We start from the raw sequence: 20,659 nt of genomic DNA on the forward strand, positions 1-20,659 counted from the left end.
AGTGGCCTAATTCATTGCAATGATCTTATCAAGCAGTCCGTCATCCGAAACAAAATCTAAAATAATCGTACCTACTCTCTTTTTTCCCCATTCAGGCAAATGTTCCTTTAGCCGATTGTTCATCCCCCCTTTGCCAATAGCAGTAGATCTAGGGTTATTTAAGTCAGGGACGCCTGGTGAAGTACCACTAGCAAAATTCCAATACCATACATTAGTACTTCCTTTGGCTGCTTCACTCAACAGTTTCTCAATGTTCCTCCATTTTTCATCATATCCATTGAAATACGCCACTTTGTAACAATCCTGAACCCTAATTTTATTAAGTGCTGTTTCTGAAGGCGCATCATCATTCAAAGTAAAGGTGCTGTCTCCTTTCCACCCATTATAGGCTGGTATGCCCAATTTACCATCGAACCTACGAACAAGCACAATCTTACCCCTGACTTCTTCCAGATTGGGGATAGTGTCTGACACATACCAACGGTTACCCGACCCATGCATGTAGTGTTCAAGAGTAGATTCGAAACTACGCGTGTTGCCTTCATCTTTACAGGCATCGATTTCCCAAAACTTAGGATCGTCCTTACACTCTCTTTTAACACCCATTACAATGGTCTCACTCGGGTTTTCTATTAGAAAATCTATACACTGTTGCACAACATCTCCGAAGTTGATCTTTTGATATACAGATCCATGATGTATGGTGAACACATCTTTGAGATGTCTGCATCGAATATCCAGAAACCTCACGCCCAAAATGAGCTGAGCAGCTATCGAGAACTCCTGGCATTGGGTCATAAAACCTCCGAAAAGAGCACATGAATCATGAGTGCCCGGCATATTAATTTCCGACAATCTTCTATTTCCGTTAATCCTGGACATCCAATTAGCATTTGGGAAACTAGCTATTGCAACAGTTTGATGCTCCTTACAAGCACCAGCCAATTTCACTCCGTTAAATGAATAATTAATAGCTAGGTGTTTGGTATGACCAGGGCTCGGGTCGCCAAACAACTTATTGGAAGCTGCTATCCTTGTCTCACCCTTATCTACCAACTTTTGAACCTTTTCGGTTACTACCAAAGCTGCACTTTTTGTTCCGTAAGCGGCCGATATAATTTTCACCTTGCTCATATCTGCATTTAAAGGGTGTCAAGCAAAAGTTACAAGTTGACCTTCTTTACAGGCTACCGCTTTCGTTTGTCCATTGACCTTGTAAACTGCTCCAAAATGTTTACTGTGACCTGGACAAGGGTCATTAAACATATGATTATCAACTTCCAAACTATCCCCAGAACGGGTAATCAGCTTTTGAACCTTTGAGGTTACATCAAAAGTTTTAGCAGCTTCGCCATAGGCACCATAGCAAGCACCAATTATACTTATTGAATTCATATTGTGTGTGTTTACTGATTAGCACGGTTTAAAATTGTAAAACACCCGGATACTAAATGGCTAAAGGTGCACAAACCACCTAGAAATGTGCGCCAAGTCATTGATACTGTGCGCAAAAGGACTAATACGGGGATTAGAATGGCTAGAGCGTCTGTAGCCTGTAAAGCAAATTCTCCTTATAAGACTTTCCAAGTGGAATTTCTTCTCCAGCAATAGCAATTGTGTATTGCGCAAGGTCAATATCTTCTACCTTCTTGATATTTACGATGTGAGAACGATGAGTCTGGACAAACTCTTGCGGGTTTAGCTTTTCTGCCAACTCCTTCAACGACTGGCGGATAACGAACTTTTTACCTTCAGCATGTAGAATACAGTACTTGTCTTCTACTGATACCCATAAAATATCGGCAATCATCAGTTTGACCAGTTTGTTTCTCTCCTTCACAAAAAAGAAATCCTTACCCAGAACCACGTGCCTATTATCTTCAAATACGTCTTCATCAGGACTCGGGGCATAAGCACGTACTGTGGCCAACTCCATACTCCTTTCCAACTGATCAGGATCGAAAGGTTTAATCAGGTAGTCACAAGGCACTGTTTCCTTGGCCTTATTAAAAGTCTCCTTGTCATCATAAGAAGTAATAAAAATAACTGGAGTGGGCCTTTCTGCTTGAAAAATACGGGCAAGATCTATACCCGACATTTCACCCTCAATGTTAATATCTAGTAGCACCAGGTCAGGGGCATTTTCTCGGAAAAGTTTAAGTGCTTTTTGCCCCTCTTCGGCCAAGCCAGTTATGTGGTATCCCAATTCATCCACAAACATTTCGAGTGTATCTGCATAGTTGGGCTCATCTTCTACTATGAGAATATTCATTGCTGAATGGTCTGCTTTGGTTGATGGTTAAAAATAACAAATCTGAGCAATTAGAGCATGAGATTCTTTATAGGAACAGTCTGTAGGACTGACTATTGGCAAACCAAATTTATGCGCCAAAGGAAGGAAGCATGATTTGTCTCAGATTATACAAAAAGACAAAGGATTATTGATAAACCACTAAAGCTTTCACCTGGCTACTAAGCTCATTTGCATTACCTTACCCCGACCTTCGGCAGGTATAGAAATAGTGAAGGTAGTACCTTCTCCCTTGGCACTCTGCACCTGAATGGCACCATGATTTTGCTGAACAAATTCATCAACAATTTTTAGCCCTAACCCGAAGCCCACCTCTCGATTTACACCTCGCTCACTTTTTAGGGATGAAGTAAAAAGATTCTTCTTCATTTTAGAGTCCATACCAACTCCGAAGTCGGTTACCTTTATCTCTGTTGTGCCATTCTCTTCTTTAAAATCAACCTCAATTACACCTCCCTCATAACTAAACTTGATGGCGTTACTCAAAAGGTTTCTGATAATGGTCGAAAACTTATTCTTATCGGCATATACATAAGCTTCGTTCTTAGACACTCTCACCGACAGTTTCTTCGATTCGAGTAACCCTTCATAAAGCGCCAAATTCTCCTCGATAATTTTCGATGCATCAAAATGTTCTGGATGATGTGGCACACTTTGGGTTTGTGAAGCGGCCCAGTGAAGCAGGTTGTTCAGCAAATGGTTAAGCTGATCAATAGAACGGTCTATCTTTCCGCCCATCTCGAGTATCTTTTCTTGCTTTTCTTTCCGAATAAAGTATTCCAACTTTTGGCCTACACCTTGAAGGGCAATCATAGGGCTTCGCAAATCATGAGCAATAATGGAGAAGAATTTATCTTTGCTAGCATTAAGTTCTTCCAGCTTATGGTTCTGGAGACTAATTTTTTGGTTATTCCTTCTTATCTGTACGAACAACATCAGAAGTATCAACAAAAATAGCGCAACAACTATCAAACCAATGAGATAGAGCTGCTGCCTCTCTTTTTCGGCCAGCTGCTGGAGTTGTAAATTCTCAATCTCACGCTCCTTTTGTGCCGTTTGATATTGAGTTTCCAGCTCTACTATTTGCTTGGTCTGTTCTTCTTCAAACAGTGTTTCCAAGTAATTAATATAAATATTATAGAAGTGCGTGGCATCAACGTATTTGCCCATATCCTCATAGCTATCGGCAATAATCTTTGTAGCATCTACTTTGTAAGTAAGAATGTTCATTTCTTCTGCCAAAGCCAATGCTTCTTTTGCCCTGTTAACAGCCTCTGAAAACCTACCCAAATTCCAGTCTAAACGGGCTATATTATTAAGGGTATTGATCCGTGTACTCTCATCTTGGGCCATTTGAAGGGCTCTCTCATATAAAGCGAGACACTTTTCATACTCCTTGGTGGCGTAATAAAGTTCTCCCAGATCATTGAAGTTATTGGCGGCCACTCCATCTAAACCAGCTTGCTGGGAGATATCCAAAGACTGTAAAAGTAGCTTCTCGGCAATTTCGTGTTCTTCTTTCTGATAGTAGACCACCCCCAGTCTATTCAGTGTGGCAGCTACCCCTATTGTGTCCTGTGCCTCCTCACAAATCCCTAAAGCCTTCTCTAAGTTTTCCAGAGCAGGGTTGAGATTGTCTGCAGCACGGTATACCTCTCCTAAAACTCGAAAGTAACGTCCATGAAATTTGGGTTCTTCTGTCAACTCATGGGCATTTGCAGTACTTAAAAACAGATCTACTGCTGTTGAATATTCTCCTAAATAATAATGACTTACTGCCTTGTGAAAATTCCGCTTTACGTAATTGATATTTCCCTCTTTAACATTGTGCATAGACCAAGAGTCTAACACTATAATGGAAGAGTCGTACTTACCTATTGACGACAAACTGGCTCCTAGCCAAAGTTTGGCTTCATTTTCTAGCAGATCATTATCTAGATCGTGCGCCTTATGGAGTAGAATTTCGCTGATCTCTCTGGTTAGTTGGGGGTCGGTATTAAGCAATAGCCCCAGCTTTGAAAGCTCTGTCGCTACTTGATCTTTAGAGGTTGCCATTCTAGCCTCATCTTGCAAGCTCTGTGAAAATAAGTCCACCGAAAGACATGGCAGAAAAAAGACAGAAAAGACTAAATACAGTCTGTAGTTACTAATTCGTAGCATTTTAAGGTTTGTGAAAGACCCAAACTCGTTTTAAAACTCAAACCCAACCATGAGCACCTCCCTAATACAAAGGCATATAGACCGAAAAAGCAGTTCCCTTTGAGATTTCGGAGCACACCTCCATCCTACCCTTGTTCAAAGTAATAAATTCCTTACTAAGACGAAGCCCTAACCCAAAACCTTTCTCTCCACGGCTGCCAGTTGAGGCAATAAGCCTATTACCATTTAAAACCTCATTCACCTTTTCGTTCGACATACCCACTCCTTCATCTCTAACTTCCAAAACCAACATACCTTCTTGCTCATGAGAGCTACAATAGATACTACCTCCTATTGGACTGAACTTAATAGCATTACTAAGCAGATTTCGGATTACTGTGGCCATGGTATCCTCATCTACATAAACTGTGGCTTGAGCCGACACCTGATTAAGCATTTTTATCTCTTTACTCTCTGCCAGCGACTGATACAAAAGAAAAGTCTCCTTGATCATGTCATAAATCAAAAGCCGCTGAGGCCTATATGGAATATTCCCTTTCTGAGTGCTAGCCCAGTTGAGTAGGTTATTGAGCAAATGGTTTATATGGTCGGTAGAGTGATCTATTTTAGCACCTAGGTCTAAAAGTTTCTCCTTTTTATCCTTTCGAATGTAATATTCTAACTTTTGGCCTACACCCTGAAGGGCAATCATAGGGCTTCGCAAATCATGAGCAATAATGGAGAAGAATTTATCTTTTGTTTGGTTGGCTTCTTGTAAAGCACTTGTTCTTTCATCCACTGTCTTTTCAAGAAGCATCTTTTGTTCTTCTAACAGACTTCTCTTAAAACGCTCTGTTTCCATTTCCTTTTGCCTAAGTTCCTGGCGCATACGCCTGATTCTATCGGCCAAGGCCAGTGAAAGTAGGGTGACTTCCATAGCCCCCCCCAGCTCCACAGCAGTTAGAGTGAAAAAATTGGTTGGTAAAATCCCCGCCCCATGAATGGTTCTAATGAGTACCCCTAGAATATAAGGCACCCAGGCAATAATATAAAAAAGAGCAGGCCTGAATCCCTTCCTGTATATATAGACACCCGTAGCCAGAAGGGTGGGGAAAGAAATGAGCACTAACCACCTGGCAAAACCATAAATCGGATTTAAACCAATAAGTGCACATAATACCGACATGAGAATGCTCAAAGCACCAATGAGCCACAACAGCCTATCTAGCCTGCGGCTGAACTTCGAAACATTGAGAAATTCTGCAGCAAAACGACTGGAAAAGGCCATGCTGATACCTGCAAATATGACGTAAAGCTCCCCATCTATTCCTTCGTATTTAGGCCACAAATATTGTTCGCCTAAGCCATTGGTAGAAACCGTGGTGAGCATAGCAAAGGTGGTAGAAAGTACGTAAAGCAGATAAACCCGATCTCTTAGTGAAAGGTAGATGAAGAAGTTATAGAGAATCATCACCACCATGAGTCCGTAGAAACTCCCTAGTAATAGGCTCCTTAGGTCTGTATCACCCTGAAAGGTGGTTGCTTCCAAATTAGACATCGGCTCACCGGAAGAGCCAGTAACAACAACAGCCGTATCTTGTGGGGCTAACGCTAACTCGAAAGACCCGAATTCGCCAAGAAAATGATGTGCTGACACTGTAATGGGCAGCATTAAACATATCAGTATAAAAAACAGAAATACTTTCTTAAAAAATGGCCTAATGCAGCTCATGACAGGCTAATTTAAACAAAAAACCCCGACAAAAGCGTCAGGGTTTTTCGTTCGATTTATGATGATCACACACTAGACCAAAGCTTTTGCCCTGGTTCGTATGGAAGACATCCTTCATATTTTACCGGAATAGGGTCGTATGGCAATACTGTTTCGCCTACTAATTCGCTGGTAAAGTAGCTGCGGAAGGTTGAGTCTACCACCTGAGTTACAAAGTAAGTCTCTAAAAACTCACCTGATTTCTCTCCCTCATCGCGCATACCGTTTCTGAGGTTCTGAAGAATTTCAGGGTTTTCGTCATACTTCTTAAAATACTCATTGATAGCTGCTGTAACCTGTTCGGTTGTAGCTTTATTGAATTTCACTTCTTGATTGGCATCGAAATTCTTCACAAAGATTTCCATACCATCTTTAAAATAACCTACCTCTCTATCTGTTCTTAGCGCAGACAAGGCCTGGTCGATGTGATTCGCCACTCCGGCTTCAGTAGCCCCTGGAGTTGTTGTTTTAGGGCAAATACCTTCACATATCTTTTCTAACTGAGCTGCTTGTTCGGCAGTCATAGCTACAGGAACCCAATCAACCGTAGGTTGAGGAGAACAACTTTGCAGTGCTCCAAACAACATACTGGAAGAAAATATGGCTGCTGAGCCGAAACCTAAGTTTTTAAGTGCTTCTCTTCTTTCCATGGTTTACAGTTTTCCTTTTTTCAATTGATCTACCGCATAATTTGCTGCACGTGCAGTAAATGCCATATAAGTTAATGACGGATTCACACAAGAAGCAGAAGTCATAAATGCTCCATCTGTCATGAACACATTCTTACATTCGTGTACTTGGTTCCACTTGTTCACTACAGAAGTTCTCGGGTCTCTACCCATTCTTGCAGTTCCCATTTCGTGAATTCCTAAGCCCATATTAGGACCGTTATCGTAAGTATAAACGTTTTTAAAACCGGCTGCTTCTAGCATTTCTGCACCTGCTGCTGCCATATCTTTTCTCATTTCATACTCATTCTCATGGAAGTTGGCCGTATCAAATCTCATTTGAGGTAGTCCCCACTGATCTTTGTTGTTCTCGTCTAGATACATATAGTTTTTATGCTGCGGAAGAACCTCTCCAAAGCCCATAAAGCCCATTGTCCATCCTCCTGGCTCCATTAATGCATCTTTGATATTTCCGCCAACACGCCCAACTCTCATTTCGGCTATGTTTCGGCCCCAGCCTTCTCTAGAAGCAGAACCTTGATAACCGTAACCTCTTACGAAGTTCTTCATGTTTGAGCTGCCCCCTAGGTTTCTGAACCTAGGAATATAGATTCCATTAGCTCTTCTTCCTTTATAATACTTGTCTTCGAAACCTTCTACAGTCGCACCTGCGCCAACACCTAAGTGGTGGTCCATAATATTATGACCTAGCTCACCGCTGTCATTACCCAAGCCATTAGGGAATCTATCTGATTTAGATTGAAGCAAAATACCAGCTGAAGCAATGGCAGAAGCACATAAGAAAATTACTTTGGCATAATACTCTGTAGACTCTTTAGTATTCTGATCAATGGCGCGTACACCAATAGCTTTGCCTGTGCTAGCATCGTACATTACCTCATGTACAATAGCATCTGTTTTAACAGTTGCATTACCCGAGGCCATTGCTGCAGGAAGTGTAGAAGATAAACTTGAGAAATAGCCACCGTAAGGGCAACCTCTCATACATCTGTCTCTAAACAAACACTGAGCCCTTTGACCAGGATTTTTATGGTCTGGCTGATTTACTGAAAGTGGTTGTGTTAAGTGAGCTGTTCTACCAATGGTTACCCACCTGTTGTTCCACTTGCTTTCAACTGCTTTTTGAAATTCCTGCTCAACGCAGTTCATTTCCATTGGAGGCAAAAATTGACCATCAGGCAATTGCTTGAAACCTCTGTTTTCTCCACTCACCCCTATGTATTTCTCTACATAGTCGTACCATGGTTTAATATCTGCGTATCTCACTGGCCAGTCTACACCAAAACCGTCTTTAGCATTGGCCTCGAAGTCGATATCACTCCATCTGTAGCTCTGACGCCCCCAAGTGATAGACCTTCCTCCTAGGTGATAACCTCTCATCCAGTCGAAACGTGAGTCTTCTTGATATGGGTGCTCACTGTCTTTTACGAAGAAATGACGATGCGCTTCTGCAGTGGTGTACCCAGTTCTGTTTTGTTTAGGGTAATGTTCCTTTATGACATCTGGAGGGGTAGTACCTCTATTAGGTAAATCCCAGGTGTCCATAGTAGCAGTGTGATAATCCTTGATGTGTTCGATTTTGCGACCACGCTCAAGAACAAGTGTTTTGAGGCCATTTTCACTCAGCTCTTTAGCTGCCCAGCCCCCACTAATTCCTGAACCCACCACAATAGCATCGAAGGTTCTCTCCTGCTTTGCTTTAAGGTTTAAATTCATTTTGAATTACTCGTTTGAATGTCAACAATGTTTTTACAATCCAGCGCGAATGTGGATAGAGGAGTAATATAAGGAGAAAGTTTAAAAAAAACAGAAGGGTATTCTATGGGGCGGTGGTTGCCCAAGAGGGGTGGTAAAGAAAAAAGCCCCGCAAATGCGAGGCTTAAGATCTTTTAATATTCGTCTTCGTTGAAGAAGAAATCTTCTTTAGTAGGATAATCCGGCCAAATTTCCTCAATATTTTCGTACGGCTGACCGTCATCCTCTAGCTCCTGTAGGTTTTCTACAACTTCCATCGGAGCTCCAGAACGGATCGAAAAGTCGATCAATTCATCTTTAGTGGCCGGCCATGGTGCATCTTCTAAATACGATGCTAATTCAAGTGTCCAGTACATTTCTCTTCTTTTTTATTGGCGTGCAAAAGAATGGAATAAATATTTAAAATTCAAATGCTTAGACTCAATTTTTTATAGCTATTTCTGGTCGATCAAAAACCTTGCTTATCCTTGATTTTGAGCACTTTTAAGTTGCTTCAACAACTCTCTTTTAATCTCAACTTTGCGCTTTTGCTGTTCTAGTTTCTGATCGAGCAAACTATCGAGTCCTTTAGCGGTATTAAATTTCTCCACATTCAATTCAAACGTCTTTAGTTCATTTACGTCACGATTAAGCAAATCGTATAACAGCTTAATGCGTAACTTATCTCTTTCTTCTGGTGAAATGCCTTTTTTGGCTTTTTTGTTCAAAAGCTGGTTCAAAAATATTTTTTCACTCAACATGCCTGACACCCGCATAAAAGATTCATTGAGTTCGGGGGTTACACTTTTCGATGTAAAACCTATGCTTTTCCAGTCTTTTCGTACTTGGTTCAGGTTTACCTCGGGTACTATTTGCTCATTGAGCTTCTCTAAACTCCCAAGCAGCTCCCTTTTTGACTTCTCGTTTTCTTCTGCCGATGCCTTTTTATTAGACTGACTCTTTTTAGCCTTATTAAATGCGCTTTTTAGCACACCTTGAAACTCGTTCCAAAATGCTGAATGCTTTTCTGGCTTTATTTTACCTAAAGCCTTCCACTCTTCCATCAATTGCTTTTGAACATCTCTAAGCTTAGATGCATCTGAATTAGCTAAGGTTTTAGAAGCCTTCTCAACAAACTGAGCATAATCGGCTTCCTTTTCTTCCATCATCTTTTCTAACTCAGCATAGAACTCGGCCTTTCTTTCAAAGAATGAATTTGTCAATTCTTTAAACTCTCCTTCTATCCTATCCCTATGCTCAGCATCTACTGCGCCAGTCTTAATCCATTTTTGTTGGATTTCCTTAACCGCAGCGGTGGCAGACTTCCATTCGTGACTTTTGGCTACCACCTTTAACTCTTCCAATAAAGCTGTCTTTATCTGAAGGTTTTTATGCCTGTTCTGAATGATGTATTCATTGAGCTCGCCTTCAATAGTCGTTAGGGTAGTATGCGCGGCTTCAAAGTCTCCTAAGGCATCTAACTCTGAGAGACCTTCTTTCAGGTTGGTCACCTTCATTAGATAAGAACCTTTATTAGATTGGTTTTCCACCTTTTCTTTTATCTCCTCAATTTCCTTTTCCAAAGACTGAAACCTCTCTGTAAAGTACTGAAAAGTTGACTCGTCATTTTCCTTAACGACCCCTATTTCCCTTTCAGGAAAATCTAGAAAGGCATTCCTAAATACTTTCCCTTCTTTTATGTAACCGTATTCCACTGATGTTATATCTAAAAAGCTAAGAGGCCGAAATTAAGTAAATCATTTTAGGGCACTCAAAAGGAGCCCATTTTTTAGCATATTTGAACCTAAATTTTCCAATATGAGCGATCAGAAGATCATCTTTTCAATGGCAGGGGTCAATAAAGTCTACCCTCCACAAAAGCAAGTACTTAAAAATATATACCTATCATTCTTCTATGGTGCCAAAATTGGTGTCTTAGGTCTTAACGGTGCAGGTAAGTCTTCACTTTTAAGAATTATTGCAGGGGTAGATAAAAACTATCAGGGCGAAGTGGTGTTTTCGCCAGGCTACTCTGTAGGAATGCTAGAACAAGAGCCTAATCTAGACCCAGAGAAAACAGTAAAAGAAGTGGTTGAAGAAGGCGCGGGAGATGTAGTTGACCTATTGAAAGAATTTGAGGAAATAAACCTAAAGTTTGCCGACCCGGATGTGCTTGCCGATGGCGACAAAATGAACAAGCTTATTGAAGACCAAGCGAGAGTTCAAGACCTACTAGACCAAAAGAATGCTTGGGAGTTAGATAGCAGACTGGAAAGAGCGATGGACGCTCTAAGAACACCTCCTGCTGATGCTAAAATCCAAAACCTCTCTGGAGGAGAGAAAAGGAGAGTTGCACTTTGCCGCTTGTTAATTCAAGAGCCAGATGTTCTTTTACTAGATGAGCCTACTAACCACCTAGATGCAGAGTCTGTACATTGGTTAGAACAACACCTTAAACAATATAAAGGAACCGTAATAGCGGTAACTCACGACCGTTATTTCTTAGATAATGTTGCGGGCTGGATTTTAGAACTAGACCGTGGAGAGGGTATTCCGTGGGAAGGAAATTATAGTTCATGGCTAGAGCAAAAACAGAAGAGATTAGCTGATGAAGAGAAAACAGAATCTAAAAGACAGAAAACCCTTCAGCGAGAGCTAGAATGGGTAAGAATGTCTCCTAAAGGCAGGCAATCTAAAGCTAAAGCCAGACTGAGCGCCTACGATAAGCTTTTGAGCCAAGAAGGAAAGGAAAGAGAAGAAAAGCTGGAATTGTACATTCCGGCTGGACCTAGATTAGGCAGTAAGGTAATAGATGCTAAAGGCGTTTCTAAAGCGTTTGGAGATAAACTCTTGTATGAAAATCTGGAATTCTCACTCCCTCAAGGAGGAATTGTTGGTATCATTGGTCCTAATGGAGCTGGTAAAACCACTCTTTTTAATATGATTACCGGAAAAACAGAGCCAGATGCAGGAACATTTGAAGTTGGTGAAACAGTAGAGATCGCTTATGTAGATCAGGAACATACCAAGCTAGATCCTAACAAAACGGTTTGGGAAGTTATTTCAGAAGGTAATGAACTGATAACCCTTGGAGGGAAACAAGTTAATTCAAGAGCCTATGTTAGCCGCTTTAATTTTGGTGGAAGCGATCAAAACAAGAAGGTTTCGGAGCTTTCTGGCGGTATGCGTAATCGAGTACACCTAGCACTAACTCTTAAACAAGGAGCCAACTTGTTGCTGCTAGATGAACCTACTAACGACCTAGATGTAAACACACTTAGAGCGCTAGAAGAAGGCTTAGAGAATTTTGGTGGCTGTGCGGTAATTATCTCTCACGACAGATGGTTCCTTGATAGAATTTGTACCCACATCCTTGCATTTGAAGGTAATTCTCAAGTATATTGGTTTGAGGGTAGTTACTCAGAATACGAAGAGAATTACAAAGCACGCAATGGCAACAAAGAACCTAAAAGAATTAAATACAAGAGCATTCCGAGTTAACAAGAGTCTAAGAAAGTGTCTGGCAACTATGGTGTTCATTGGTTTCCAGACACTTCAATTAAACGCTCAAGTATTAGAAGAAATCAACCTTAATGCAGTTGTACAGAGGTTAAAAATTATTGAAGCTCCTGAATGGGAAGCTCCCGAAAGTTTCGGTGAACATTATCGCAAGCACCTATACCTTACAGAAAAACCAATAACTATTGTAACGTATGAGGGCGATACTACTAGTGGTTATTTCCTGTATAATTTAAAAACTGAAATATTAGAGGACCCTTCCTCTGGAAGACTATACCCATTTAATGTAGTAAGGTATTTCACTTTAGAAGAGGGAAGCAAGGAATCTAGATTTTCGAATCTAACTGAGTTCAATCCAAAATCTAAATTTGGAGGCTTTGTCCTAGACTGGGATTGCTCCAAGAACATCAAGACAAAATTCCAGCTATCATTTGAGTCATACGAAGGTAGCGTTGACGGCTTTCAAAAGTTCAACGGAAAAGTCAACGTAATTGAAAAAACCTTAATAAAAGTTCAGGGTCGCATAATTGAACTACCAGAACATAAAAACGAACTCATAGACTTGTTTCCAAATGTTCGGCAAAGACTAAAGAAATTTCTTCGCTCAAATAAATTGAGGATTCAGAAAAAGGAAGACTTATGCCAAATTGTGGATTGGCTCTCTAAAAATGAAAACTGATTTCCTGCTTTAGTTCTGGGTGCAAGCTTAGAGCAACAGGACAGTTAAGACCTATCTCTTTTATCCATTCTTTTTGCTCATCATTCAAAGGACAATCATCCCAATAAAAGTCGACTTTTAAGGCAGCAATTCTCCTCGGGTTAGCAGACATCACTTTCTCTGTTGCCAAGTGCATTCCAGACATATCGAAGCCTTTCTTCTCACCTGCTATTGCCATAACGGTCATCATACAAGCTCCCAAAGCTGTAGCCACCGTATCTGTAGGGGAAAAGGTTTCTCCTTTTCCATTATTATCTATTGGGGCATCTGTTTGATACGTATTCTTAGATTTAAGGTGAACAGAAGAGGTTCTTAAGCCACCCAGATATTTGCTCTCTACGGTTTTCATAAACTATCAACAATAAAATTTCGTTACTTTAGCAACACTTCAAAGCTAGCGTCAAAATTGATACAGTTCCTTAAAAAATCTATTTTTCTCTTACTCGCTTTCGGCTTAACCTCTCAGGCATACAGCCAACAGATACGTCAATACATAGATGAAGACTATCTAACAGAGAATGTTTTTGGCATAGTTAAAACCACCAATGGCGGACTAATTAGTGGCTTATATTTTCGACACTCTAAATTCTTAGGCAACGACAACCTTTCTAATTGGGGCATTGAATTGGTTAACATTAGACACCCTAGAGAAGCAAAAGAAACTACATTTACTGGCAGTTCATTTGTTTTTGGAAAGTCTAATTACTTAGTAAGCATAAGACCAACCTACGGGAGAGAGAAAATCTTGTTCAAAAAAGCTCCTCAACAAGGCGCTAGGGTGACAGGTCTTGTAGCCATTGGCCCAGCTATAGGTATGGAAATCCCATACTATATTGAAATTTCTCAAAACCAAAAAGAGCAGTACGACCCCAATAATAATCAACATGCAAGACCTTTTATAGTGGGCAATGCTGGTCCTTTTAGAGGATTGGGAGAAACTAATTTTGTACTGGGCGGTCATGCCAAAGCTTCACTAACCTTTGAAACTAACTCCACCAAACGGAGAGTATTTGGCGTAGAAGTAGGCTTTACGGTAGACGCCTTTACTAGAGAAATAGAAATAATGCCCTTAGCAGACAATAAAAGCATTTATTCTGCTGCATTCTTTGCCATTTATTTTGGCAAGAGAAACTAGTCTCACTCACCCTGTTTATTTGGAACCTTTGCCTTACCTTTGTGTTCTTATAGTCGGAGGAACGATCAATGATTGAATTACCAGTTGTAAGCAAACCAGTTGAAGAGAAAAAAGGCAGACGAAAGCCTGATTGGCTTAGGGTTAAACTTCCTATTGGCCCAGAGTATGCCAAAGTGAGAAAGCTGGTTGACAACCACAAACTTCATACAATTTGTGAGAGTGGAAATTGCCCTAACATGGGAGAATGCTGGGGAGCAGGAACAGCTACATTTATGATTTTGGGAAATGTTTGTACCAGATCATGTTCATTCTGTGCTGTGGCCACTGGCCGTCCGCCCGAGTATGACGAGCAAGAGCCTAAACGCGTAGCAGAAGCTATTAAATTAATGGGTGTAAAGCACGCAGTAATTACTTCTGTAAACAGAGATGAACTAAAAGATAGAGGTGCCGAAATTTGGTATCAAACTGTAGTTCAAACTAAAGAACTCAGCCCTTCTACTACCATAGAGACTCTTATTCCTGATGTTAAAGGCAATTGGGATGCTCTTTATAGAATGATAGACGGTGGACAAGAAGTAGTTTCTCACAATGTTGAAACCGTAAAAGAACTTTATCGCCCAGTAAGACCACAAGCTAAATACGACCGTAGTATTGAGGAACTGAGGAGAATTAAAGAATACGGGAAAAGATCTAAAACTGGAGCCATGCTTGGCTTAGGTGAAACGGACGATCAGATTTTCCAAATGATGGATGACTTGGTAGAGGTTGGCTTAGACGTTTTAACTTTAGGCCAATACCTTCAGCCTACAAAAAGGCACCACGAGGTGATAGAGTATGTACATCCAGATAAGTTTGCTTTCTTCAAAGAAGAAGGTGAGAAAAGAGGAATTAAGTACGTAGAGTCAGGACCTTTAGTAAGATCGTCTTACCATGCCGAAAGACATGTGCATGTTTAGATTTTAGTACCGAGTACATAGACATTAGACAATTATGGAGCCGCGTTTTGCGGCTTTTTTATTGTCTATTTGCAATATATAGAATTATGATGTATTATTGTTCTATGTATTCTCGTGAATTATTAAAAGGTATTCTCAGACCCATCATTCTAAAACTCTTAGCGGACAACGGAAAGATGTATGGTTATGAGATTGTTCAGCACGTAAAGGCTAGCTCCGAAGGAAAAATACTCATCAAGGAAGGTTCCTTATACCCGAGTTTGCATGCTTTAACCAAAGAAGGTTATCTGCAAACTGAATCGATCAATGTGGGAAACCGGCTTAGGAAGTATTACAGTCTAACCGAAAAAGGTAAGGCTGTGGTAAATCCAGCTATCGAAGAAGTGATGGACTTTCAGACCACTTTGGCTTTGTTATTCGGTAAATCAAAAACGTCCGTGTCATGACTGAACACCATGTACAACACATTAAAGACTACCTGAAATCTCAGGGCTTTAGCGACTTTGAACTGATGGATGACCTGACCGATCATCTGGCAACGGAGATTGAGTTCTCTATGGACAGCGAAAAGCTGGATTTTGAAACGAGTTTTGAGAACGCCAAACAAAAGCTTCTTCCAGACTTTCCCTATCAACTCGAAAGAGATTTAAAAATTTTAACCACCCCAAAACACAATATCATGATGAAGAAAATAGCATTTATTGGAGGGTACTTGAGTGCTCTCTGCCTTACAATCTCAATCTTATTTGGAGTTTTATCTCACCAAGAAAAAACAGACGCCAATAGTTATAGAATATTAGTAGATACACAAAACAAAGCAAACCTTTTGATTGGTGAAAAGTATGATAACGAATGGAAGGACTACCTATCGAAAATGGAAGATTCTCAGTTAAATATAATTAGAAAGTCAAAGCTATTTCAATCGTTTTTGGCCCTATCAGCACTAATTCTCTCACTTACATACCTTCCCTATCGATTCTACAATGGCTACCAAAAGAGCCAACTAGAACTAGTGGCATAAAACAAAATAGGCTGTCCCGAACTCTCGAGACAGCCTTTTTAATAACTAGCTTCTTATATAAAACTAACTTAAGCCATAGCTTCCTCTTCCTGATAATCAGAAACTGGAATACAGCTACACATTAGGTTTCTATCGCCATAGGCAGAATCAATTCTGGCTACAGTAGGCCAGAACTTAGCCTCTTTTACAAACTCTGTAGGGTAAACTGCCTTTTCTCTAGAATAAGGCTTCTCCCACTGACCTTCAAGCACCATAGCTGCTGTGTGTGGAGCGTTTCTCACCACATTGTCATCTTCATCAGCTATACCATCAGCAATTTCCCTGATCTCTTGGCGAATACTCAACATAGCATCACAGAACCTATCTAACTCTACTTTAGACTCAGACTCTGTTGGTTCAATCATAACTGTTCCAGCTACTGGGAATGAAACTGTAGGAGCGTGGAAGCCATAGTCCATCAATCGCTTGGCGATATCTTCAACCTCAATATTCTGAGTTTTGAAGTCGCGACAGTCTACAATCATTTCGTGAGCACATCTTCCATTTTTACCAGAGTAAAGAATCTTAAACTCTTTCTCCAATCTAGCCTTGATGTAGTTAGCGTTAAGGATGGCAATCTTGGTTGCATTAGTCAAGCCTTCTGCACCCATCATGGCTATGTAAGCATATGAAATAGTAAGAATACTGGCACTTCCCCATGGAGCTGATGAAATAGAACTAATTGGCTGGTCGCCACCTGTAGTTTCCATCACCGCACTGTTTGGCAAGAAAGGAGCTAAGTGCTCTGCCACACCAATTGGCCCCATACCAGGACCTCCTCCACCGTGAGGAATACAGAATGTTTTATGCAGGTTTAGGTGACATACATCGGCACCTATCAATCCTGGGCTTGTCAACCCAACCTGAGCATTCATGTTGGCACCGTCCATATAAACCTGCCCACCATGATCATGAACGAGCTTACAAATATCAACAATACTTTCTTCGAACACTCCATGAGTAGAAGGGTAAGTCACCATTAGACAAGAGAGGTTTTCGCTGTGCTGCTCAACCTTTGCCTTTAGGTCATCCATGTCAATATTCCCTTTCTCATCGCAGGCTACAATCACTACCTTCATACCAGCCATAACTGCAGAAGCAGGGTTTGTACCGTGAGCAGAAGAAGGAATAATGGCAATATTTCTGTGCTCCTCTCCTCTGCTTTCATGGTAAGCTCTGATTACCATTAAGCCAGCATACTCACCTTGAGCACCTGAGTTAGGCTGCAATGACACATCATAGAAACCAGTGATCTCACTCAACCAGTCTACCAAGTCATTGAACATCATATGGTAACCACGAGTCTGATATTTTGGTGCGAATGGGTGAATATCACCGAACTCAGGCCATGTAACTGCTACCATTTCCGAAGTAGCATTCAACTTCATAGTACAAGAACCCAGAGAGATCATGGAGTGAACCAATGACAAATCTTTATTCTCAAGCTTCTTGATATATCTCAACATTTCATGCTCTGAGTGGTATTGGTTGAATACCGGGTGAGTCATGAAGTCAGACGTTCTTTCCAACTCAGCAGGCCACTCTATAGAAAGGTTGGCTGCCTCGACATCTAAGTCGAAACCCATCACCTGACCAGTAGCTTCAGCAAAAATGTTTAGCAATACCTCAACATCTTCTACTCTGGTGGTTTCATCTACAGAAATACCTAAATCTCCAGATTCAAAGTATCTGAGGTTGGCCTGATTTACTTCAGCAATAGTTTTGATTTTATCAGCGAGAGCAGAGTCGCACTCAACTCTCAAGGTATCGAAGTAGATATCGTTCACTTGGTTGAACCCTAAGAACTTCAACCCTCTGTTCAATAGCTTGGCGAAGCCATGAATTTTAACGGCAATATGCTTAATACCTTTTGAACCGTGATATACACCGTACATTCCGGCCATTACTCCAAGAAGTACCTGTGCAGTACAGATATTAGAAGTTGCTTTCTCTCTTCTAATGTGCTGCTCACGAGTTTGGAGAGCCATTCTGTAGGCTTTATTGCCTTCTCTATCTATAGAAACCCCAATGATTCTACCAGGAATCTGACGCTTAAACTGATCTTTTGTAGCAAAGTATGCTGCGTGAGGACCACCATAACCCATAGGCACACCAAATCTCTGGGTAGTACCTACAACGGCATCTGCACCCATTTCACCCGGAGGGGTTATTAGTGCCAAGGCCATTAGATCGGCAGCAAAGGTTACAAACACATTGTTCTCGTGTGCGCTTTCTACAAACGAACGATAGTCTATTACTTTTCCATCGCCAGAAGGATACTGAACCAATACACCATAAAGGTCTTCTCTAGTAAGATCTAGTTCAGCATAATTTCCAATTTCCAGATCAATACCGAAAGGCGTTGCACGCGTTTTGAGTACATCAATGGTTTGAGGGAAGGTATTTTCATCTACAAAGAATGTATTCGCATTCTTCTTATCTTTTTTTCTTTGACCAGCAAACATGGCCATTGCTTCTGCCGCAGCCGTACCTTCATCTAGCAAAGAGGCATTGGCAATTTCCATAGCAGTGAGGTCCATTACCATAGTCTGGAAATTGATCAAAGCTTCTAAACGGCCTTGAGCAATTTCTGCCTGGTAAGGGGTGTATGCAGTATACCATCCTGGATTCTCAAGAATATTTCTCTGAATAACTCCAGGTACAATGGTATTGTAGTAACCCATACCAATGTAAGACTTGAATATTTTGTTCTGAGCTGCTGTGTGTCTCAGGTCTTTCAGAAATTGAAATTCCGATTTAGGAAGCGGAAGATTCAGGGGCTCTTTCATTCGAATTCCGGCAGGTACCGTTTCGTCAATTAGAGCATCAAGGCTCGATGCACCAACCACCTTTAGCATTTCGCTAATCTCCTGCTGATCAGGACCATTGTGGCGGTCTTCAAACCTTTGAGTTTTTCTTAAATCAATTTTTGTCATATCTCCAGTTCTCGTTCGATTTACTTCTCGCAATTGTGCTGCAAATGTAAGTTACAAGGCTCTGATTTCCTTACATATCCATAGCAAAAAAACCCAACCGAAAACAGAAGTGTTTGAGGCTAGATTTTAAAAAAACGTTAGTTTTAGCCCACTAAAAAATTCAAACATATAATTGTTATAAGAATGAGGAGATTAAAGTTGTCCCTAATGGGGCTTGTGATGACAGCTCTTGCTGTTAATGCACAAGATAAGACGGCTGTGAAGTATGCCAATACTATCACTCCAGAAGACATGAGAGCCAAGCTTTCTATTTTGGCTTCTGATGAATTCGGTGGAAGAGAAACCGGAACTGAAGGTCAGAAAAAAGCTTCTAGATTTTTAGAAGAATTCTACGAAAGAGTAGGCTTAGAAGGCCCAGTAGACGGAACATACCGCCAGAAGTTCAACATGTATCAGTCAGATTGGTCAGATGTTTACATCAAGACTAGATCTGGAAAGAAAATTAATGGTACTGACTTCATCTTTACTGGTAATGCAAACATGGCTAAAGAAATGAAGCTAGATGCAGTATACATTGGTAAGGGTAGCAACATTGCCGACATGGACCTAAACGGAAAAGTAGCTGTTTCTTCTTCTGGCGACAGAGAATTGATGGGCAAGCTTGCTGAAGCTGGTGTTAAAGGCGTAATGATTATGGCTGCTGATGATGAGCAGTTCAAGCAAACTGTACCAAGACAGGCCAGAAGACTACTTTTGGGTAGATTAAGATTCGACAAAGAGAATGGTGGAAACGAAAGCATGACTTTCTACACTACTCAAGAAATGGCTGCTGAGATTTTCAGGTCTTCTAAGGAGAAACTTGCTGAAAATGCCGAAACTCCTGACAACATTAAAGAAGGTTCAGTAAGACTAATGGTGAAAGAAAAAATCAATGTTATCGACACTGAAAACATGGTAGCTTTCTTAGAAGGCACAGATCTTAAAGATGAAGTATTGGTTATCTCTTCTCACTTCGACCACATTGGTCAGAATGAGGATGGAACTGTGATTAATAACGGTGCCGATGATGACGGTTCTGGAACTACTGGTGTAATGGAAATTGCTGAGGCATTTGCTCAAGCTGCTAAAGAAGGTAACAGACCTAGAAGAAGTATTCTTTTCTTAAACGTAACTGGTGAAGAAAAAGGCCTATTGGGTTCAGCTTATTATGCAGACAATCCTTTGTTCCCAATTGAGAACACTGTTAACAACCTTAACATTGATATGATTGGTAGAGTTGACCCAGAGCACGAAGAGTCTGGCAACAGAGATTATGTTTATGTAATTGGTTCTGAGAAGCTTTCTAGCCACTTAAAAGTGATATCCGAATTCGCGAACATCACTTACACCAACATTGACTTAGACTACAGATATGACGATCCGAACGATAGAAACAGATTCTACTACCGTTCTGACCACTACAACTTCGCTAAGAAGGGTATTCCAATTATCTTCTACTTTAATGGTACTCATGCCGATTACCACAGACCAACTGACACCGTTGACAAAATTGAGTTTGACGTAATGGCCAAAAGAGCCCAGTTGATCTTCCATACTGCTTGGATTTTAGCTAACAGAGATGCTAGAACTCCAGTAGACCGTCAGGACGATATGGACTACAACTCTAGAGACTAGTTTTTTAACAGTTTTTT

Annotated in this window: 18 protein-coding genes; 7 read left to right on the plus strand and 11 right to left on the minus strand. The window is 40.8% G+C overall.

All coding sequences use genetic code 11. The annotated features are described in order from the left end of the window. Nucleotides 1-6 precede the first annotated feature (6 nt). The 9 genes from T7867_RS02110 to T7867_RS02150 all read right to left on the minus strand — a co-directional run bounded on the left by T7867_RS02110 (nucleotide 7) and on the right by T7867_RS02150 (nucleotide 10,359). On the minus strand, nucleotides 7-1,134 hold the full coding sequence (locus tag T7867_RS02110) for a phosphatidylinositol-specific phospholipase C domain-containing protein (protein WP_068215300.1): 1,128 nt from the start codon (nucleotides 1,132-1,134) through the stop codon (nucleotides 7-9). A gap of 18 nt (nucleotides 1,135-1,152) precedes the next feature. Next, nucleotides 1,153-1,395, minus strand: coding sequence for a hypothetical protein (locus tag T7867_RS02115; RefSeq protein ID WP_068215301.1), 243 nt, complete (start codon nucleotides 1,393-1,395; stop codon nucleotides 1,153-1,155). A gap of 142 nt (nucleotides 1,396-1,537) precedes the next feature. Beyond that, complete coding sequence (locus T7867_RS02120) at nucleotides 1,538-2,272, minus strand: LytR/AlgR family response regulator transcription factor (protein ID WP_068215302.1); 735 nt, start codon at nucleotides 2,270-2,272, stop codon at nucleotides 1,538-1,540. 189 nt (nucleotides 2,273-2,461) lie between these two features. Continuing rightward, the gene (locus T7867_RS02125) at nucleotides 2,462-4,366 is read right to left on the minus strand and encodes an ATP-binding protein (RefSeq protein ID WP_185101166.1); all 1,905 of its coding nucleotides are present in this window, start codon (nucleotides 4,364-4,366) and stop codon (nucleotides 2,462-2,464) included. A 166-nt stretch (nucleotides 4,367-4,532) separates the two neighbouring features. Further along, complete coding sequence (locus tag T7867_RS02130) at nucleotides 4,533-6,107, minus strand: sensor histidine kinase (RefSeq protein WP_221405954.1); 1,575 nt, start codon at nucleotides 6,105-6,107, stop codon at nucleotides 4,533-4,535. A gap of 140 nt (nucleotides 6,108-6,247) precedes the next feature. Further along, a complete protein-coding gene (locus T7867_RS02135; RefSeq protein ID WP_068215308.1) occupies nucleotides 6,248-6,871 on the minus strand; it encodes a gluconate 2-dehydrogenase subunit 3 family protein in 624 nt (207 codons plus the stop codon). Nucleotides 6,872-6,874: 3 nt separating this feature from the next. Continuing rightward, nucleotides 6,875-8,626, minus strand: a complete 1,752-nt coding sequence (locus tag T7867_RS02140) for a GMC oxidoreductase (RefSeq protein ID WP_068215309.1) — start codon at nucleotides 8,624-8,626, stop codon at nucleotides 6,875-6,877. A gap of 173 nt (nucleotides 8,627-8,799) precedes the next feature. Next, a complete protein-coding gene (locus T7867_RS02145) occupies nucleotides 8,800-9,021 on the minus strand; it encodes a DUF2795 domain-containing protein (RefSeq protein ID WP_017732842.1) in 222 nt (73 codons plus the stop codon). Nucleotides 9,022-9,126: 105 nt separating this feature from the next. Further along, nucleotides 9,127-10,359, minus strand: a complete 1,233-nt coding sequence (locus tag T7867_RS02150) for a DUF349 domain-containing protein (protein ID WP_068215311.1) — start codon at nucleotides 10,357-10,359, stop codon at nucleotides 9,127-9,129. Between the two features lie 103 nt (nucleotides 10,360-10,462). Between T7867_RS02150 and ettA the strand changes: the two genes are divergently transcribed. Then, nucleotides 10,463-12,145, plus strand: a complete 1,683-nt coding sequence (ettA, locus tag T7867_RS02155) for an energy-dependent translational throttle protein EttA (RefSeq protein ID WP_068215313.1) — start codon at nucleotides 10,463-10,465, stop codon at nucleotides 12,143-12,145. After that, complete coding sequence (locus T7867_RS02160) at nucleotides 12,096-12,842, plus strand: hypothetical protein (RefSeq protein ID WP_068215315.1); 747 nt, start codon at nucleotides 12,096-12,098, stop codon at nucleotides 12,840-12,842. Before ettA ends, T7867_RS02160 begins: the two co-directional genes overlap by 50 nt. Here the strand turns inward: T7867_RS02160 and T7867_RS02165 are convergent. Further along, a complete protein-coding gene (locus T7867_RS02165; protein ID WP_068215317.1) occupies nucleotides 12,826-13,230 on the minus strand; it encodes an OsmC family protein in 405 nt (134 codons plus the stop codon). The two genes, T7867_RS02160 and T7867_RS02165, sit on opposite strands and share 17 nt — an antisense overlap. 57 nt (nucleotides 13,231-13,287) lie before the next feature. Here T7867_RS02165 and T7867_RS02170 point away from each other — a divergent pair, with 57 nt between their 5' ends. The 4 genes from T7867_RS02170 to T7867_RS02185 all read left to right on the plus strand — a co-directional run bounded on the left by T7867_RS02170 (nucleotide 13,288) and on the right by T7867_RS02185 (nucleotide 15,993). Further along, nucleotides 13,288-14,016 (plus strand): hypothetical protein, encoded by a 729-nt coding sequence (locus T7867_RS02170; protein ID WP_068215318.1) that lies wholly within the window; start codon nucleotides 13,288-13,290, stop codon nucleotides 14,014-14,016. 68 nt (nucleotides 14,017-14,084) lie between these two features. Continuing rightward, nucleotides 14,085-14,972, plus strand: a complete 888-nt coding sequence (gene lipA, locus T7867_RS02175; RefSeq protein ID WP_068215320.1) for a lipoyl synthase — start codon at nucleotides 14,085-14,087, stop codon at nucleotides 14,970-14,972. Nucleotides 14,973-15,058: 86 nt separating this feature from the next. Then, entirely contained in the window at nucleotides 15,059-15,418 is a 360-nt protein-coding gene (locus T7867_RS02180) for a PadR family transcriptional regulator (RefSeq protein ID WP_245660192.1), read from the plus strand. Next, on the plus strand, nucleotides 15,415-15,993 hold the full coding sequence (locus T7867_RS02185; RefSeq protein WP_068215324.1) for a hypothetical protein: 579 nt from the start codon (nucleotides 15,415-15,417) through the stop codon (nucleotides 15,991-15,993). Before T7867_RS02180 ends, T7867_RS02185 begins: the two co-directional genes overlap by 4 nt. 68 nt (nucleotides 15,994-16,061) lie before the next feature. Here the strand turns inward: T7867_RS02185 and gcvP are convergent, their stop codons facing one another. After that, nucleotides 16,062-18,968, minus strand: coding sequence for an aminomethyl-transferring glycine dehydrogenase (gene gcvP / locus T7867_RS02190; protein WP_068215327.1), 2,907 nt, complete (start codon nucleotides 18,966-18,968; stop codon nucleotides 16,062-16,064). Between the two features lie 183 nt (nucleotides 18,969-19,151). Here gcvP and T7867_RS02195 point away from each other — a divergent pair, with 183 nt between their 5' ends. Further along, the gene (locus T7867_RS02195; RefSeq protein ID WP_068215329.1) at nucleotides 19,152-20,642 is read left to right on the plus strand and encodes a M28 family peptidase; all 1,491 of its coding nucleotides are present in this window, start codon (nucleotides 19,152-19,154) and stop codon (nucleotides 20,640-20,642) included. Nucleotides 20,643-20,659: the final 17 nt, after the last annotated feature.

This window comes from Roseivirga spongicola (genome assembly GCF_034376045.1).
Taxonomy (GTDB): domain Bacteria; phylum Bacteroidota; class Bacteroidia; order Cytophagales; family Cyclobacteriaceae; genus Roseivirga; species Roseivirga spongicola.

What these genes read in the sequence shown, in the direction of transcription:
- T7867_RS02145 (WP_017732842.1), bottom strand. Translation starts at nt 9,021, where the DNA reads ATGTACTGGACACTTGAATTAGCATCGTATTTAGAAGATGCACCATGG.
- T7867_RS02180 (WP_245660192.1), top strand. Translation starts at nt 15,059, where the DNA reads ATGATGTATTATTGTTCTATGTATTCTCGTGAATTATTAAAAGGTATT.
- T7867_RS02135 (WP_068215308.1), bottom strand. Translation starts at nt 6,871, where the DNA reads ATGGAAAGAAGAGAAGCACTTAAAAACTTAGGTTTCGGCTCAGCAGCC.
- T7867_RS02120 (WP_068215302.1), bottom strand. Translation starts at nt 2,272, where the DNA reads ATGAATATTCTCATAGTAGAAGATGAGCCCAACTATGCAGATACACTC.
- T7867_RS02160 (WP_068215315.1), top strand. Translation starts at nt 12,096, where the DNA reads ATGGCAACAAAGAACCTAAAAGAATTAAATACAAGAGCATTCCGAGTT.
- T7867_RS02165 (WP_068215317.1), bottom strand. Translation starts at nt 13,230, where the DNA reads ATGAAAACCGTAGAGAGCAAATATCTGGGTGGCTTAAGAACCTCTTCT.
- T7867_RS02110 (WP_068215300.1), bottom strand. Translation starts at nt 1,134, where the DNA reads ATGAGCAAGGTGAAAATTATATCGGCCGCTTACGGAACAAAAAGTGCA.
- T7867_RS02185 (WP_068215324.1), top strand. Translation starts at nt 15,415, where the DNA reads ATGACTGAACACCATGTACAACACATTAAAGACTACCTGAAATCTCAG.
- T7867_RS02125 (WP_185101166.1), bottom strand. Translation starts at nt 4,366, where the DNA reads ATGGCAACCTCTAAAGATCAAGTAGCGACAGAGCTTTCAAAGCTGGGG.
- lipA (WP_068215320.1), top strand. Translation starts at nt 14,085, where the DNA reads ATGATTGAATTACCAGTTGTAAGCAAACCAGTTGAAGAGAAAAAAGGC.
- T7867_RS02140 (WP_068215309.1), bottom strand. Translation starts at nt 8,626, where the DNA reads ATGAATTTAAACCTTAAAGCAAAGCAGGAGAGAACCTTCGATGCTATT.
- T7867_RS02115 (WP_068215301.1), bottom strand. Translation starts at nt 1,395, where the DNA reads ATGAATTCAATAAGTATAATTGGTGCTTGCTATGGTGCCTATGGCGAA.
- gcvP (WP_068215327.1), bottom strand. Translation starts at nt 18,968, where the DNA reads ATGACAAAAATTGATTTAAGAAAAACTCAAAGGTTTGAAGACCGCCAC.
- T7867_RS02195 (WP_068215329.1), top strand. Translation starts at nt 19,152, where the DNA reads ATGAGGAGATTAAAGTTGTCCCTAATGGGGCTTGTGATGACAGCTCTT.
- ettA (WP_068215313.1), top strand. Translation starts at nt 10,463, where the DNA reads ATGAGCGATCAGAAGATCATCTTTTCAATGGCAGGGGTCAATAAAGTC.